Below are 16,193 nucleotides of genomic sequence, written 5' to 3'. Positions count from 1 at the left end.
AATATTTTTTAGGAAGTAACCTTTTTTAGTAAATAAAGAGAGGGCGGCCCAAAGGTCGCCCTCTTTTTGTGATTTAATTAAAGATTGTTGTATGATTATTCGGTCACGCAGATGCTTGCACGGTTATAAGCCGGTTTACCGAATATGCTGCCCACTCCCTTACCTTGGGTTTCGATTCTGTTGGCGCTGATGCCGTATTCTTTCACCAAAATGTTCTTCACGGCTTCCGCGCGTTTTTCAGACAGCTTCTGGTTGAACTTGGCGTTGCCTTCCGGTGAAGCGTATCCTGAGATGGTGACTTTGGCGTTGCTGTTCTTCTTCAAATAGCTTGCCAAACGGTCGATATTCGGCATCTGGAGCGCGTCTACTTTGCTGCTGCTCTGACGGAAGATGACTACGTATTCGTTCTTTTCTACAGTCTGCGTAGCCGTGGTTGGCACCTTCTTGTTCTTGCAGTCATTCAAATCCTTCTGTAAGTCGTTGATGGTTTTTTGTGCGTTCTGCAATGCACGGTCCTTGCCTGCAGCTTCAGCTTCCATCGAACTGATGGTGGCGTTCAGGGCTGCAATCTGGTCTGCATGGCTGCAACCATTGGAATAGTAGTGCTTGCCGTTGCTGTTCTTGAAGTGGTACACTACGCCTGCTGTGATTTCCCAAGCAGCTTGGTCGGAATGGAAGTTGATGTTGTCTTTTCCAAACTGGGTTACATTCCACAATATAGCCGGTTTTACTGCTATGGTCCATGCTTTCTTTTCACCTAAATTGAAGTTGAGGTTCAAGCCTACTTTTGAAGAAAGCCAGTTGCCGTCCTTGTCCCCGTCTTCTCCGTAATATGCGTCGTTTACGTGCAACCAACCGAAACCGGCCAATGCTTCAACTTCAAACAGGCTAGGTTTGCCTTTGTAACGGCAGAACACATTATTTAAATTGATGCGGTGCAACAACATCAGATTGCTTGCATCAAAAGCTGCACTGCTCTCGAACGTGTTGATGCTCCACATGTTTTCAAATGTCAAGCCATAAATCGGAGAGAGTTGCTTGTTGAGATCAATACCCACGGTGGCACGGGCATTCTTGAAGAATGCACTATGGCTGAGCGGAGTCACAATACCACCATTCAAACCAATAGACCAATTGTCACGGAACTTTGTAGTTTGTTCCTCAGTCGTTTGGGCGTTCAGGCTACTTATACCTAATACACCCGCTAATAACAGTAGAGACTTTTTCATAATTGTTTAATTGAAAATTAATAAATATGTTATTTATAACCTATCCCAAAGGTACATATAAAAGTGGAAGTTCATTCTGTTTTTATGTTATTAAAAGTAAAAAGAGGCTTTTTCGGCCTCTTTTTACTTTGTTTTAAGTCTTAAACGACCGGATACGCAGGGAGCGGTTAAACCAAATGGGCTATCAAATCTTCACGCTCGCCCGGCAGCAGGTCGATGACGGGTATTTCTATCATCGTGTAGCAGCCAGGTTGTTGTTTCATCGAGGCGCGAGCCACGCAAACCAATACTTGTCCCGTCAGCGCCGGGTTGTTGATATGCATGTTGAATTCGAACAACTGGTTCTGGGTCTTTCCAGATACGCCTTTGCGTGTCAGGTTGACACCGTGTCCCATGTCCAACAACTCGTCTACACAAGGTACTTCTATGACGTGGGTTTCATCGTTGACGAAGTAGGGGTCGGCTTTGATGGCAGCGGCTACTTTCTGGAACTCGTATCCTTCCTTTACCTCTATGTATACCATGCGGCGGTGAATGCCCGTGCCGGTGGGGATGGTCATGGAGAGGGCAGCTTTCACTCCTTCCACGGCTTTCACGGCTACGGTATGTCCCATGCTCATGCCTGGCCCGAAATTCGTGTAGGTGATGCCTTTCGGGGCGATAGCTTGTAACATGGCGCGTACGATGGAGTCGCTACCCGGATCCCATCCTGCGGAGATGACGGACACAGCCTTGCCGGCTTTTGCGCTTTCGTCGAGCGAGCGGCGAAGTGAAGTGATTTGGGTGTGGATGTCGAAACTGTCCACTGTGTTGATGCCGAGCGCGAGGATTTCTTTAGCGTATTTCTCCACGCTACGGGTTGGCGTGGCCAGGATGGCTACGTCTACGTCCTGCAATTCGCGGATGTCCTTCACCACGTTATACTTGGCCAGTTCTTCGGGCTTGTTTTCAGCCCCGTTCCGGCGTACGACACCTGCCACTTCGAAGTCGGGCGCGGCTTCGAGTGCCTGCAAGGCATAGTGTCCTATGTTGCCGTAACCTACTACGGCTGCTCTGATTTTTTTCATTTCCGTTGTCTTGTTATTGAGTTCGTGTGTATGTTATTGTTCATTTTGGAACATGGGATCCCATGCCGGCAAACGGACGGGCTTTTGTTTCAGCATGTCCAGAACGTTTTGCGGGCAGTACTTCTTGTTGACGACCACGCGGAACATGTATTCGTCGAACCACTCGTCCGTCATGATGAGATGGCCCTGATAGCCGGCATCTTTGCCCCAACTGTTTTCCACCATCCATTTCTTGGGCTTGCCGCTATCGTCGAGGTCGACGGCCATCAGCGTCATGGCGTGGGTGCTGCCGCTGTCGAAGCTCTGGATGCGTTGTTTCTTGTTCATGCCGAACGTCGTGCCGAAGAGGCTGCCGTAGTCGTAGTTGTTCAAGTCGAGCGTACCTTTCTTTGAATCCAGGAACTTGCCCACGTCGCAACTGAAGTACATCATGGTGCTGTCTTTCAGGCTGGCAATAGCCATTTCTTTGATGTCCTCGATGGGCAGGTTGATGTACAGCCAGTTGTGTCCGTCGTAAGTGTGACGGTCATAATCGATTTCATATACTTGGTTGAACGGACGCGAAGGGTCGTTCATCAGCATGACGTAATTGGCGTTCAAGTCTTCTCCGCCGCATACTTCCTTGTAGAAACTTTGGGGCGTGTAAGTCTTGGGCTTTTCTGTATATTTCCCGTCGATTTTCGGTGCCCAAGTAAAAGAAGTTGGAGGCTCTCCGTAGGCATAGACCAACATGCGGTAAACCGTTTTCATCATGTCTACCTTCTGTTGTTCCAATTCCTTTTCGGAGGCGCCCTTCTCGGATGCTTCGCGCAGTAACATGCCGTCTTCGCGCAATTTTCTTTTCAAGAGGGCTGAAAATTCATTGGTGTTGTCGCTGCTGTAAGTTTCGGCCATGACCTCTTTGGGGACAAGCCCATATTTTTCAATCAGATCCGAAACACCTGTGAATTGCCCTCCGTCGCTCAGTGGGTTACGGAACAGCCATTCCACCATTTTGTCGTCGATGGGCTTTTTGCGCGTGTCGATGATGCCTTGAAGAAAAAGGTTGCTCTTTTCCAGTTGGTCGTAGAAGAAGTTGTAGGCCTGCGAGAAAAAGAAATTTTTCATGCCCGTACGGGCCATGACTTGTGCACGAATCACGTTGGTACCCGTAAACAGCCAGCAACGTCCGCTGCTTTTCTGGTCGCTGATGCCGGAGCTTTTCACCTTGTGGCTGAACCACGTGTCGGGCGTAGCCGCCTGTTCGCTGTTGGCCGTAAGCTTTTTGATGGAGTTGGCATTTACGGCATTCCGGATGGCTTTGTGGGCATCGTCGTGCGAGTAGCTCTCTTTCAAGGTCTGCAGGACTTCGGGGGTGAGTGCCTGTTGGGCGAAAGAAATGCTGCCGCAGAACGGAAAGGCCAGATATAATAATAATGATGTTTTTTTCATAAAGTCCTGGTGTTATTTTACGTATTCGGCCCAGTCGGTCAGTCGCATGTCTCCCTTGCGCAGGTAAGTGTCATGCATGGCGAATGCTGCCGACAGGCAGTGGTGGGTGTGTCCTCCGTTTTGGGCTGCGTACTTCATGTAGTCGAGCAAAAGCGGACGATAGTCGGGATGGGCTACCTTGACAAGTTCTGCTGCTTTCTCCATGGCGCATTTTCCACGCAGGTCGGCCACGCCGTATTCCGTGATGACGGCATCTACGAAATGGCTCGTATGGTCGATGTGGGAACAGAAAGGCACGATGCTGCTGATGGCTCCGCCTTTGGTGGTGGAACCGCAAGTGAAAATACTCAAATAAGCATTGTTGGTGAAGTCTGCCGAACCGCCGATACCGTTCATCATCTTCGTGCCGCAGATCTTGGTAGAGTTTACATGTCCGTAGATGTCCACCTCGATGGCCGTATTCAGAGAGCATACGCCGATGCGGGCGATGACTTCGGGGCTGTTTGAAATTTCGGAAGGACGGAGCACGAGCTTGTCTTTGAAGAAGTCCATGTCGTTGTAAATGCCTTGCAGGCATTCGTTCGTCACGGTGAGCGAACAGGCTGATGCCGAGAGTACGCGGCCTTCGCGCATCAGTTGTACGGGGGCATCCTGAAGCACTTCGGTGTAAATGCTGAAATTCGGGACGTCCGGGCATTGGCCTAATGCGCCCAAAACGGCGTTGGCCCCGCTGCCTACCCCACTTTGCAAATTAAGGAAAGTAGGTGGTATTTTCCCGCTTTTCAGGTTGGCTAACAGGAAGTCGGCCACATTGTTTCCGATTTGTGTCGTGATGGGGTCGGGGGCCTTGAAAGAGCGAGCTTCGTCGGGGATGTTGCATTCAATGATGCCTTTGATGCGGTCAGCATCCACTTCCACGTAGGGTTTGCCGATGCGGTCGCTCGCCTTCATGATCATGATGGGCGTGCGGTAGGGATGGTCTTCTATTTCGTACACATCGTGGATACCCATGCACTTTTTGCTGTGGAAGGCATTGACTTCGATGATGATGCCTTTGCGTGCCAGACGGCAGACGGTGGGACTGATACCTCCTGCGGCCGTCAGGTAAATACGAGCCTTACTGCCTGTTTGTTCGATTTCGCAAGCTTCGATGATGGCCCAGTCTACTTGTCCGAGATAACCTTGGCGGATTTGAGTGGCCATGTTGGAAAGGTTGAGGTCGGAATACGAAATCTCATTATTGTTGACATGCGTGCGGAAGTCTTTGTTCGTGGTGTAAGGGGCACGGAATTTGATGGCCTGGGCATTGGCCAACATGCCGTCGCAACTTTGTCCAGTAGATGCGCCGGTAAGGATGTTGATTTTAAACTCTTTGCCTTCAGCATGTTCTTTCTCTGCTTTTCGGGCTATCTCTGCCGGTACGCTTTTAGGCACACCGGCGGGTGTGAAGCCGCTCAGTCCGATGGTATCTCCGTTTTGGATGAGGGCAGCAGCTTCGGCTGCTGTGATTTTGTTGAATCCCATAGAGTTGATTGCTTAATAGTTATACCTTATTTAATATGGCGCAAAGTTAGCTATTTTTTTTGAAAGGTGTTATCGTGTCAGGCTTATTTCCTTTTCTATTTCTTTTGGTAAGTGATGAAGGCGGTACTGGCTCGGGGCGCAACCAAACCTTTTGAGGAAGGCGCGCCGGAAGGTACTCCGTGAATTAAAGCCGGAACGGTCAGCTATTTCTTCGATAGGCATTTTGGTTTGCCGAAGAAGTCGTTCTGCATGGGACAGGCGGTATTGGTTGACATAATCGAAGAATGTTGTGCCCAACACATTGTTCAGGTAATTGGAAATATAGGTGCGGTTTGTGCCGATGGCTTGGGCCAAGTCCATGATAGTCAGCTTGGGGTTGAGGTAGAGATGCTCTTCCTCGAAAATCCGATGCAAGTGGATGGTGAATTGATGTGGCTCCTCTCCGTTTTCTTGGGGCATCTCAACGTCCTGGTGCGAACGGGTCGTCAATGAGCCGAGCACTTGCTCCTGCCGGTTGATGAAGTAGCTGATGAGCGACCAGATGATACATGTGAGCAGGTAGTACAGCGTGTCGTTGAACTCGGAGTAGTAGGTGGAAGTCAGGCTCCATACCGCAAGGAACACCACGAAAGAGAGAAGGATGATGTACAGCCACCGCAGGTCGATGCGTTCGTGGTAAGAATAACTTTGCTTCAGCCGCTTGTGATAAGCCGGTATTTCGAACAAGACGTAAAGCATCACGGCCGTACCGTATGCCACGGCGCAAGCGATGGCACTTTCGTATAATATATCCTTGGGATGGAACGCGTAGATGAGTATGAAGAGGATGAACGGTATTTCATGCAGTGCAGCCCGCAGGAGTGTCATGGAACCGGGGCGTGTGAGTTCGAACAGCAGGAAGGCGCAGGTGGGGACGGCTGTCATGTCGATGAGTACGAAAACATGGTGAAGGAACTCGAACCGGACGGTAGGATACCATATCAATGCAATATCCTTGACCGACTGTATGACCCATACGAGCAGGACCCAACCTGTGATTTGGCGGAGTCGGTTACCGCTTCCGTTCCGGAAAAAGTATGCACACAACCATAGCAGGAACATGAAACTTGTCCCCGCCGTGTACTGCATGAGTTGTATGTAAGTGGTATCATCGCTCATTTTATTGCCGTATAGACCAATCTGCATTACTTAAAAAAATAAGCGGGGTTTTCACAAATCCCGCTTACTCAACTAAACCTTAACTATGAAAAAATCTAATGTTTTCATTCGGGAACAAATATCGCAATTATTTCTTTGATAATAATAATTTGTACTCTATTTTAACTTCGTCTTTAGTCTTTTTTAAGAAGATGTGTTTCTTCTTCAATTTCTTTGCAGAAGTAAATGGTACTTATATGTATGATTTTGACTGTCTTTGTTTCACGAGGATAAGATGCGGCTCAGCATAGCCAAGCCAGAAAACTGCCTTTTTGCTTGTCTCTGCGCTCGCCTTTCGTTATCTTTGCAGCCTGAACTTGAAAGAACAGCATGAAAAAGCTTTTTATAGAAACTTATGGTTGCCAGATGAATGTGGCCGACAGTGAAGTGGTGGCTTCGGTGATGCGTATGGCAGGATACGAGACGTGCGAAACCCTGGATGAGGCGGATGCCGTTTTCCTGAATACTTGTTCCGTACGGGATAATGCCGAACAGAAAATCATCAACCGTCTGGAGGCTTTGCATGCTTTGAGACGGAAGGGCCGGCATTTGGTTATCGGCGTGTTGGGCTGTATGGCCGAACGGGTGAAGGAAGAATTGATAGAGAACCACCATGTGGATTTGGTGGCAGGCCCCGACGCTTATTTGTCCCTGCCCGACCTGATAGCCCAAGTGGAGCTGGGGCATAAGGCCATCAACGTGGAACTGTCCGTGACGGAAACTTACAAGGACGTGATTCCGCAACGTGTGTGCGGCTCGCATATTTCCGGTTTTGTCAGTATCATGCGTGGCTGCAACAATTTTTGCCATTACTGCATTGTGCCTTACACGCGTGGACGGGAACGCAGCCGGGATGTGGAAAGCATCCTGAATGAGGTGAGGGATTTGAAAAAGCGCGGGTATAAGGAAGTCACGCTTTTAGGGCAGAATGTGAATTCTTACCTCCATGTGGGGGGCGACGGAAAGACAGTTTCTTTTCCGCAACTTTTGCGGTTGGTGGCACACGAGGCCGACGGGATGCGCGTGCGTTTCACCACTTCCCATCCGAAGGATATGAGCGATGACACGTTGCGTGTCATTGCGGAAGAACCCAATGTGTGCCGGCATATCCATTTGCCGGTGCAGAGCGGGAGCGACCGTATCCTGAAATTGATGAACCGCAAGTACACCCGTGAATGGTACCTTGACCGTGTGGCGGCCATTCGTCGGATTGTGCCGGATTGCGGTTTGTCCACAGATATTTTTTCGGGTTACTGTTCCGAGACCGAAGAAGACCATCAAATGTCTTTGTCGTTGATGCGTGAATGCGCCTACGACAGTGCTTTTATGTTCAAGTATTCGGAGCGGCCGGGGACGTATGCCTCCAAGCATTTGCCCGACGACGTGCCGGAGGACGTGAAGGTGCGGCGTTTGAACGAATTGATCGCTTTGCAGAATGAACTCTCGGCAGAGAGCAACCGCCATTGCGAAGGCCGGGTTTATGAAGTGTTGGTAGAGGGTGTGAGCAAACGTTCCAAAGAGCAGTTGTTCGGACGTACGGAGCAGAATAAGGTGGTCGTGTTCGACAGGGGAAAGCATCATGTCGGTGATTTTGTAAAGGTGAGAATTAGCGGAAGTTCTTCGGCTACGCTGAAAGGAGAGGTGGTAGAAGACTGACAATCAAGTTAAATGCTGTTAAAGAGAGAACCAATCCCCGTGTTTCGTTGTATTTTTGTAAAATACGTAAATACGGCCGGATAGAAGTCATGGGAAAGAAAAAAGCAAAAGGTTCTTTGGGGATGCAGTGGTTCACGACCGGTGTCAGTACCACGTTGGTGTTGATACTGTTGGGAATCGTCTCCTTTTTTATATTGTTTGCCCAACGTTTGTCTGATTCCGTGAAGGAAAACCTGACGGTAACGGTCTTGCTTGACGGTGAAGCAAGCCGTTCGGACATCCATGGATTCCGGAGGGCATTGACGGACGAACGTTATGTGTATGCTTTGGATTACGTGTCCAAAGAGCAGGCGTTGAAAGAGCAAGTCAAGGCCATGGGCAGCGATCCGTCCGAGTTTCTCGGGGCCAATCCCTTCACGGCCTCGTTTGAATTACGTATGAATGCCCTTTATGCCAACTCCGACAGTTTGGCATGGATTACTGCGAAGTTGAAAAAGAACCCTTTGGTGGAGGATGTGATGTACCAAAAAGAGTTGGTCGACACGGTGAATGACAATTTGCGGCGTATAAGTTACGTGCTTTTGGGCTTGGCCGTGCTTTTGGCCTTGGTCTCTTTTGCGCTTATCAACAATACGGTCCGGTTGAGCATTTATTCCGGCCGTTTCGTTATCCGTACGATGAAATTGGTAGGAGCGAGTTGGGGATTTATCCGTCGGCCATTTATGGCACGGAGTTTCAACCTCGGGTTCTTGTCCGGTTTGTTGGCCGATGCTGTGCTGTTGGGAGGCGTACATACCCTTTTGCGATACGACCCTTCGCTTTCCCAATATATCCATGTCGATATGTTGCTCGCCGTAGGGGCGGCGGTGCTGTTGTTCGGCCTTTTGCTTACGTTGGGCTGTACGTACCTCTCCGTCAACAAGTTTCTGCGGATGAAAGCCGGTGATTTGTATTAAATAGGAAACATATAATAAATAGAGGTTTATGGATAAAAGAAATTTTGCTTTCGACAAGGTGAATTTTATGTTGTTGGCCGTCGGGATGGCGATTGTAATCATCGGGTTCATCCTTATGTCCGGTTCCGGGAGTTCGGAGACGGTATTCAATCCGGACATATTCAGTGTGCGCCGCATCAAAGTGGCTCCAATGGTTTGCCTGTTTGGCTTTTTGTTCATCATTTATGCCATTTTGCGGAAGCCTGCATATACGCCGTTGGAAGAAGAAAATGAGGGTGCCGGGGAAAAGAAAGACGAAATGTCCGGTACGGACACCACAATCAATAAGGATTAAGCATGGATGTAATAGATGCGTTGTTGATGGGCCTTTTGCAGGGCCTGACGGAATATTTGCCGGTGAGCAGTAGCGGGCATCTGGCCATCGCTTCCCATTTCTTCGGGATAGAAGGAGAAGCCAATCTGACATTTACGGTGGCAGTCCATGTGGCTACGGTGTTCAGCACCTTGGTGATTCTTTGGAAAGATATCGTGTGGATATTCAAGGGGTTGTTTGACTTCAAAGGGCCGGGGATGAACGAATCCCAACGTTATGCCCTGAATATTTTGGTTTCCATGATACCTGTGGGCATTGTGGGGGTTTTCTTTAAGGACTATGTGGAGATGATATTCGGCAGCGGCCTGTTGGTTGTGGGCATTTGTCTGTTGCTGACAGCTTTGCTGCTGACGTTTTCATACTATGCTCGCCCCCGCCAGAAAGAGAACATATCCCTTCGTGATGCCTTTGTCATCGGGCTTTCCCAGGCTTGCGCCGTGTTGCCCGGCTTGTCCCGTTCCGGTACGACCATCGCCACGGGCTTGCTGTTGGGTAACAACAAGGCCAAGTTGGCCCAGTTCTCTTTCCTGATGGTGATGCCTCCCATTTTGGGAGAAGCCATACTCGATATTGCAAAGGGAGTGACCCACGGGGTAGAAGCTGCTTCTGCGGGTATCGGGATGTGGCCGCTTGCCGTGGGATTCGTGGCGGCTTTCGTGTCGGGATGCCTGGCTTGCAAGTGGATGATCAATATTGTCAAGAAAGGCAAGTTGGTATATTTTGCCGTTTATTGTGCCGTGGTGGGTGTCGCGCTCATCGTGCATCATTGCCTCTAACCGTTAAAATTCGCTTAAGTGGATTTCAAGAAAGGAGAAATATTGGCTTTTGACAAGCCATACGAGTGGACGTCGTTCGGGTTGGTGGCCAAGGTACGTTACCTGTTGTGCAAGAGATTGGGAGTGAAGAAACTGAAAGTGGGACATGCCGGTACGCTCGATCCTTTGGCCACCGGTGTCCTGCTCGTCTGCACCGGCAAGGCAACGAAGCGGATAGAGGAACTTCAGGCTCATACGAAAGAGTATGTGGCCACGCTCCGTCTGGGGGCTACCACGCCTTCGTTCGACCTGGAGAAGCCCGTGGATGCGGAGTATCCCACGGAACATATCACGCGTGAGATGGTGGAGGAAACGCTGGTTCGTTTCGTAGGCACGATAGAACAGGTGCCCCCTGTCTTCTCGGCTTGCAAGGTGAACGGGAGCCGTGCGTACGATTTGGCCCGCAAAGGGGAAGAGGTGGAACTGAAAGCCAAGACCTTGGTCATCGACGAACTGGAACTGTTGCGTTGCGAACTGCCGGAAATCGTCATCCGGGTGGTATGCAGCAAAGGTACTTACATCCGGGCGTTGGCCCGTGACATCGGCGAGGCCCTGCACAGCGGTGCCCACCTGACGGCCTTGCGCCGTACGCGAATCGGGGATGTCAAAGTGGAAGACTGCCTGAAACTGGACGGTTTTGCCGAGTGGTTGGATCGCCAGACGATAGAGATAACAGAAGATAATTAATCAATATAAGAAGAACTATTCTATATGAAGCTGTCACAATTCAAATTCAAATTGCCTGAAGAACAGATTGCCCAATATCCTGCGCGCCATCGTGACGAATCCCGTTTGATGGTGTTGCACAAGAAAAGCGGGGATATCGAGCATCGCGAGTACTTTAAAGACATCCTTGACTATTTCGACGACAAGGATGTGTTTATCTTCAATGATACCAAGGTGTTCCCAGCCCGCCTTTATGGCAACAAGGAAAAGACGGGTGCACGTATCGAAGTGTTCTTGTTGAGGGAGCTGAATGAGGACTTGCGCCTGTGGGATGTGTTGGTCGACCCGGCCCGTAAGATCCGTATAGGTAACAAGTTGTACTTCGGTGAAGATGATTCCATGGTGGCAGAAGTCATCGACAATACGACGTCGCGCGGGCGTACGCTCCGTTTCTTGTACGACGGGCCGCACGACGAGTTCAAGGCCGCCCTGTATGCGCTTGGCGAGGCTCCGCTGCCCAAACATATAGTGAAGCGTCCGGCCGAACCAGAGGACATGGAGCGTTTCCAATGTATCTTTGCCCGTAACGAAGGGGCTGTCACGGCTCCCTCGGCAGGACTCCATTTCTCAAGGGAACTGATGAAACGTCTTGAAATCAAGGGCGTTAATTTCGCCTTTGTTACGATGCACTGCGGCTTGGGCTGTTTTCGTGACATAGACGTGGAGGACTTGACCAAGCATAAGATGGACAGTGAAGAAATGTTCGTAGGCGCGGATGCCTGCCGCATCGTCAACACGGCAAAAGAGGGCGGGCATCGCGTGTGTGCCGTCGGAACTACGGTGCAGCGCGTGTTGGAAACGGCCGTGGGGACGGACTGCAACCTGAAGGAGTTCACCGGATGGACCAACAAGTTCATTTTCCCGCCTTATGAATTCGGCGTAGCCGACTGTATGGTGGCCAATTTCTATATGCCTTATAGCACGATGCTCATGCTCACGGCAGCTTATGGCGGTTACGACTTGGTGATGCAAGGCTACAAGGAAGCCTTGAAGGAAGGTTACCGTTTCGGGACATACGGTGATGCCATGCTTATACTGAACGATTGATGACGGACTTGTATTTGGGCCTGGGCAGCAACTTGGGCGATCGTGAACGGTTGTTGCACCGGGCCGTAGAGATATTGGTGGAGCGGATAGGCAGATTGAAAAGCCTGTCCGCTTTTTATGAAACGGAGCCTTGGGGGTTTTGCTCCGAACATCCTTTCCTGAACGCCGTGGCTGTATTGCGTACGGGGAAAACACCGGAAGAGGTTCTTCATATCACGCAGGCTGTGGAGCGGGAACTGGGGCGATGCAGCAAGAGTACGGGCCGGGTGTATGCCGACCGCCCGATTGACATCGACTTGTTGCTCTATGGCGACGTGGTGATGGAGGCGGATTTCGATGTGCCTGGGGAAGAGGGGAGGAAAGTACACTTGTCCTTGCCCCATCCGTTGATGCACGAACGCAGTTTCGTCATGGAACCTTTGGCCGAGGTGGCACCAAAAGTTGTTCATCCGGTGTTGAAACGGACTTTCCGGGAGCTTCTGGCTGCGTTGGCAGACCGGTAAGGCTTCATTTTCGGGTAAGAAAATATTTGTCATGGATACTATTTTCCCGAATGGAATAAGGCTTATTATTTCCTTGTTGTTCAGAACTTTACGAATCTCCTGAAATTAACATTTTTTTCTCAGCCAAACGATTTTTCAATCTCCTGAGATTGATTTTCCGTTCTGCGGCAAATGAAATACCGTTTGCCGCAAGGTGTTTTCAAGGCTGAATATTCATGACATCCGTTTGCCGGAAGGATGGAAAAAGGGCTGTCCCGTAGCGATGACGGGGCAGCCCTTTGTGGTTTCTGCCAGTTCTTTAAATGGTGGCTTTTATTTCACGAGCACGTTCTTTCCGTTGATGATATAAATGCCTTTCTTCAAGCCTTTCAGATCCTCACGGGTGGCATTTCTCTTTACTAATATGCCACTGATGGTATATACCTCTGCCGTGTTTGCTTCATTCAGGATGCTTTCTATGCTTTGTCCATCCATGACGGTGAAGATGAATTCCAGTTGCGGAGCATAGTCTACAACAGTTGGATTCTCTTCTCCGGCCGATTGCTGGATCATCTTGGCCGGGATAACCAACGTGTAAGTGCCTTTCGTGTTTACTTCATTGGCCAGAGTGACTTTTATTTCGTTGGGATTGTCACCGGCGGCCAACGTGGCTTCCTCTATGCTTTCCCCGCTGTTGTCGGCAAGGTAGGCCTTGTCTTCATTCTCAGTATTGATTGCAGCGTAGGTGGTGTCTGCCACGAATTGGAGGACGAATTCATGCAGGGAATTCACCGTGCCTTCAGCAGGCGTGATGGATACGGGTTCGTAGTCGTGTCCAATCGTGTAGTCGTACTTTAAGTTCGGGGCATACTCTGTTTTTACCGTAGGCTCGGTTGTGCCGTCGCCTTCATCCATGCTCGTCTGCTGTATCATGCGGGCCGGGATGACCAAGGTATAGTTACCTTCTGCGCTGACCTCTTCGGCCAATGTCGCAATGACTTCGGTCGTGTTCGTACCGATGGCTAGCGTGGCGGCTACTTGGCTGCCGTCTTTGCCGTTGAGCAAGTAGGCCTGGCTTGCGGATTCTTCGTTGAGCTGCGGTACTGTCCCCTCGGCAAACTCTATGGTGAAGTCTTTCAGGGAGAATACTTTTCCTGCGGCAGGCGTGATGCCAGTGGGGGCGAAGTCGAGCCCGATGGTATAGTCGTACTTGATTTCGGGCGAACTGAGCAACACTGTGGCGTTTTCTGCGTTTTCTTCTCCCGTTGTTTCCGTGTAGGCAACGCGTTGGATCAGGCCTTCCGGAATGACGAGAGTGTAGGAACCTTCGGTTTTCTGTTCTTCGTCCAGCGTGAGTTTGATCTGGTTGGGCTTGTTGCCTTGCGAGAGCGTGGCCGGAACTTGGTAATCGTTATCGTTGTTCACCATGTAAGCCAATGCGGTAGCTTCGGGATTGACCTGCGCGTTTGTCTGTTCCGGGAAAGTGAGGGTGAAGTCTTTCAAAGAGCCGTAGTTGCCTTCGTCTCCCTCGATGCCGGTAGGCATGTATGCCGTTATTCCGGTGGTGGTGAATGTCTTTGTAAAGGCCGTGTTCCAATCTCCGTTAGTGCGGCAGACGGCTTTCTCGGGTACGGTGAGCGTGTATGTGCCGGCTTCAATCGTGGGCGGCAGGATGATTTGTATCTGTTTGGCCTGTCCGCTTACTTTCTTCAGGGTGATGTCCAATGCTTCGGATGCGCTGTTGGTCAAGGTGATGGCCGGTGCGCCTTCCATGGCATTGGGATATGCTTCTTCGTTGAAGTTCAGCGTGATGTGGGAGAGGGACTCTATTTCTTTCCGTCCCGAAGGGTCGGTAGACACTACGGTGAAAGCAGGAGCCGGGTTTTCGTTCAGGTTGACGTCTGTGGTCGAGAATTCTGAAGCTTGCCAAGAATAAGTCACGGCCTGTACGCCGACGGTGTAGTTGCCCTCTTCCACTCCCTCGAATGTATAGGTAGTAGGATTCACGTAACCGGAGAATGCGGTGTATGTGAGTTGCTTGCCGTTTTCTGGGTTGGCCGGGGCAATCATGAAGGTCTTACCCGTGGCCTTGTTCTTTAAATACAGGTTGTAGAAAGCTTTGCTCTCCGTGTCGGGAGTGTAGCATTCAGCCCAGGTCACGGTGAGCTGTTTCGTTTCCGCGTTGTATTCGGCTTTCACGTCTTCGGGTGCTCCGGGGACTTGTATGCCGTAATCAGGTTCGGTGGTATTGATAGTCCACGACAAGCGGTCGCAATTATCTTGTGTAAACAAATCCAGCAGGCCGTCGTTGTTCAGGTCGCCGTGGGCCATGTAGGCTTCTTTAATACGGATAGGATCGGTGTTGTCTTCCGCGTCGGGAACATCTTCCGTGATGTAGTAACCGTCGTATGAGCCGGTACTGCTTGAGATGGCCGTATGCCAATCTCCGTTCCATCCTCTGGCTACGAAATCTATCCAACCGTCTCCGTTGAAATCGGCCAATGAAGCCAGACGGACATTTGCGCCCGACAAAGGATAAAGTTGGGTTTCAACTTCCTCGAAAGCAAACTTTTCATCAGTTGAGACATTACGCAGCATCAAGGCTACTTTGCCATTTTGAGCGTATATGGCTTCTCCTTGGAAACCTGTCTGTCCGAAAACAAGGATGTCCTGTTTGCCGTCTTGGTCATAGTCTACGACAGTGATGAAATGTTCCTCACCATAAGGGAAGTTTAGTTTCTCGGAAATGGCGTTGATTTCACCGAAATCGGTGTCGGCGAGTTGGAATGTACCATCTTTCATATTACGGTAAAAATGTACTTGTCCTCCCCCATTGATTCCTAATTCCTCATTACCGTCTCCCCATCCGGTGGATACAATGTCCGGCCATCCATCGTTGTTGAAATCGCCGAAGGATATGCTTCCGGCGCATTGCGGGATAAACGGTTTGCCCGCTTCGGGGATGAATGGGTCGGTAACTCTTTCAAAGTGGTCACCTTCCACATTCTTGAACAGCCATACGGCGCGTTCCCACGGGTTTTCGTTTTCAAACTGTATCAACAGGTCAGGGTAACCGTCTTTGTTGTAGTCGGCAATGGAGATGCAGCTGTTCTGTATCTGCTGGTTCCATTTGTTGTTCTGGAGTGCCGGGACAATTTCTGCCAGTGCGGCATCTTCTTTCATGGTGAAAGTGCCGTCACCGTTGTTGATGGCCAAAAGCAAAGCTCTTTTGGCTTCGAATGTCCAACCCACGTTGACGCTCGGATAGATGAAATCCACCAAGCCGTCCTGGTTGAAGTCGAAAGCCTTGTTGCTAATGCCACCGTAGGCGAATGGAAGACCTGTGCCGCTGTCACGGTTTCTGACGTTCCATGTGCCGTCACCGTTGTTGAACGAAAGGGGGAGGTCATCGTACCATTGCCATGTCCAAATCACTTCTCCTTTCTCGTCCACTTCCGAAGTGGGGCGCCATTCATAGGTTTGTCCCGGTGCCCATAGGTCCATGAACCCGTTGTTGTCGAAGTCTGCCACGACGGGCACCCCGTCGCTCGTCTTTACCCCGATGGCATCTGCTTCTTCGTTTTCTGCCGCACGGAACGTGATCTCTTGCGCTTTAATCGTGCCTTGAAATGCCATTCCTGCCAGCGCGGTGCAGAATAGCAAAGGCTTCAATGTAAAGTTTCTCATGAT

Annotated in this window: 13 protein-coding genes; 7 read left to right on the top strand and 6 right to left on the bottom strand. The window is 50.2% G+C overall.

Annotated elements, in window-relative coordinates:
* Positions 1-95: 95 nt before the first annotated feature.
* The 5 genes from AC5RDV_RS09530 to AC5RDV_RS09510 form a co-directional block, all read right to left on the bottom strand.
* Complete coding sequence (locus AC5RDV_RS09530) at positions 96-1,229, bottom strand: OmpA family protein (RefSeq protein ID WP_008627944.1); 1,134 nt, start codon at positions 1,227-1,229, stop codon at positions 96-98.
* 167 nt (positions 1,230-1,396) lie between these two features.
* Entirely contained in the window at positions 1,397-2,296 is a 900-nt protein-coding gene (locus tag AC5RDV_RS09525; protein ID WP_130893764.1) for a diaminopimelate dehydrogenase, read from the bottom strand.
* A gap of 33 nt (positions 2,297-2,329) precedes the next feature.
* Positions 2,330-3,727: a C1 family peptidase gene (locus AC5RDV_RS09520; RefSeq protein WP_008627933.1), complete on the bottom strand. Its 1,398-nt coding sequence runs from the start codon at positions 3,725-3,727 to the stop codon at positions 2,330-2,332.
* A gap of 12 nt (positions 3,728-3,739) precedes the next feature.
* Positions 3,740-5,251: a butyryl-CoA:acetate CoA transferase gene (locus tag AC5RDV_RS09515; RefSeq protein ID WP_008627922.1), complete on the bottom strand. Its 1,512-nt coding sequence runs from the start codon at positions 5,249-5,251 to the stop codon at positions 3,740-3,742.
* A 69-nt stretch (positions 5,252-5,320) separates the two neighbouring features.
* Positions 5,321-6,436 (bottom strand): helix-turn-helix domain-containing protein, encoded by a 1,116-nt coding sequence (locus tag AC5RDV_RS09510; protein WP_282746931.1) that lies wholly within the window; start codon positions 6,434-6,436, stop codon positions 5,321-5,323.
* Positions 6,437-6,778: 342 nt separating this feature from the next.
* Between AC5RDV_RS09510 and miaB the strand changes: the two genes are divergently transcribed.
* The 7 genes from miaB to folK all read left to right on the top strand — a co-directional run bounded on the left by miaB (position 6,779) and on the right by folK (position 12,524).
* Entirely contained in the window at positions 6,779-8,104 is a 1,326-nt protein-coding gene (miaB, locus tag AC5RDV_RS09505) for a tRNA (N6-isopentenyl adenosine(37)-C2)-methylthiotransferase MiaB (protein ID WP_282746929.1), read from the top strand.
* An 89-nt stretch (positions 8,105-8,193) separates the two neighbouring features.
* Positions 8,194-9,060 (top strand): cell division protein FtsX, encoded by an 867-nt coding sequence (locus AC5RDV_RS09500; RefSeq protein ID WP_282746928.1) that lies wholly within the window; start codon positions 8,194-8,196, stop codon positions 9,058-9,060.
* Between the two features lie 28 nt (positions 9,061-9,088).
* Entirely contained in the window at positions 9,089-9,394 is a 306-nt protein-coding gene (locus tag AC5RDV_RS09495; protein ID WP_282746927.1) for a DUF3098 domain-containing protein, read from the top strand.
* A gap of 2 nt (positions 9,395-9,396) precedes the next feature.
* Positions 9,397-10,209 (top strand): undecaprenyl-diphosphate phosphatase, encoded by an 813-nt coding sequence (locus tag AC5RDV_RS09490; protein WP_008627913.1) that lies wholly within the window; start codon positions 9,397-9,399, stop codon positions 10,207-10,209.
* Between the two features lie 18 nt (positions 10,210-10,227).
* Positions 10,228-10,935: a tRNA pseudouridine(55) synthase TruB gene (gene truB, locus AC5RDV_RS09485; RefSeq protein WP_008627911.1), complete on the top strand. Its 708-nt coding sequence runs from the start codon at positions 10,228-10,230 to the stop codon at positions 10,933-10,935.
* Positions 10,936-10,959: 24 nt separating this feature from the next.
* On the top strand, positions 10,960-12,021 hold the full coding sequence (queA, locus tag AC5RDV_RS09480) for a tRNA preQ1(34) S-adenosylmethionine ribosyltransferase-isomerase QueA (protein ID WP_008627910.1): 1,062 nt from the start codon (positions 10,960-10,962) through the stop codon (positions 12,019-12,021).
* Positions 12,021-12,524 carry a 2-amino-4-hydroxy-6-hydroxymethyldihydropteridine diphosphokinase gene (gene folK / locus AC5RDV_RS09475; protein ID WP_282746924.1) on the top strand — a complete coding sequence of 168 codons (504 nt, stop codon included), beginning with the start codon at positions 12,021-12,023 and terminating at the stop codon, positions 12,522-12,524. Before queA ends, folK begins: the two co-directional genes overlap by 1 nt.
* Before the next feature lie 312 nt (positions 12,525-12,836).
* Here the strand turns inward: folK and AC5RDV_RS09470 are convergent, their stop codons facing one another.
* Positions 12,837-16,190, bottom strand: a complete 3,354-nt coding sequence (locus AC5RDV_RS09470) for an FG-GAP-like repeat-containing protein (RefSeq protein ID WP_282746923.1) — start codon at positions 16,188-16,190, stop codon at positions 12,837-12,839.
* Positions 16,191-16,193: the final 3 nt, after the last annotated feature.

It is taken from the genome of Paraprevotella sp., from assembly GCF_986071375.1.
Note: the sequence above shows the minus strand (reverse complement) of the source record. Positions and strands in the feature narration are given on the sequence as shown.